The sequence below is a fragment of the Bacillus sp. LR--39 genome (assembly GCF_053613335.1).
Map to the genome: position 1 here is coordinate 1 of NZ_JBSIOT010000523.1, position 899 is coordinate 899.

The window sequence follows — 899 nt, forward strand, 5'->3', positions numbered from 1 at the left end:
AGGAGAGAGCAAAAAAAAGCAATACAAAACGCTAGAGAAGATCTAAACGATCTCTCTAGCGTTCAGCTTTTCAAGCATACGCTCAATTCCTTTGATTTGGTGGCGGCGAAGCATGTCAGCCGCCTGCTCCATTTGCAAAGTAAATAAAGCGTCTTTCAGTGTGCAGGCCAGCGGCACTGAGCAATGAATTTCCGCAAGCTTCCTCGACATCTCCAAATCGCTTAAACCTTGCTGAATTTTTCCCTGCTGTCCTTTTGGAAGAAGAGAAAGATTTTCCAATAAACGGTCAATCGTTTCGTATTCACGAATCAGTTTGTAGGCTGTTTTTTCTCCAATCCCTTTGACTCCGGGATAGTTATCACTGGAATCACCCATAAGCGCTTTAATATCAATCAAAGCCTTCGGCATTACGCCTGTTTCTTCATAAAAAGTCTCTTTTGTATAGACTTTATAATTTCCGATTCCTTTTTGAAGCAAAGCAACGCTTACTTTATCCGTTAACAGCTGAAGTAAATCTCTGTCCCCTGTTACGACCGTAATGTCCGCTTCATTCGCAAATAAATCGGCAAGAGTACCGATACAGTCATCCGCTTCATAGCCGGCAAAGCCAATATTCATGATTCCAAGCTCTGCGGCTGCTTCCTTTGCCAAATCAAACTGCGGAATCAGCTCCACAGGCGGCGCGCTGCGGTTGGCCTTATAATCTTGGAACAAGTCATTTCGGTACGTTTTGCTCCCCATGTCCCAGCAGCAGACGACGTGTGTCGGCTGGAATGTTTCCACAGCTGTAATCAAATGCTTTAAAAAGCCGTTGACGCCGTTCGTCGGCACCCCGCTGTCATTTATCATAAAGTTGCGATGTACGGCCGTGGCAAAAAAGGCCCGGAATAAAAGAGCCA

The 899-nt window shown here is 45.3% G+C and carries 1 protein-coding gene; it reads right to left on the reverse strand.

Annotated elements, in window-relative coordinates; translation table 11 throughout:
• Nucleotides 1-42: 42 nt before the first annotated feature.
• Nucleotides 43-899, reverse strand: an 857-nt coding sequence (exnP, locus tag ACWHAR_RS24630) for a 5'-3' exonuclease ExnP (RefSeq protein WP_452088128.1), incomplete at its 5' end; no start/stop codon positions are given.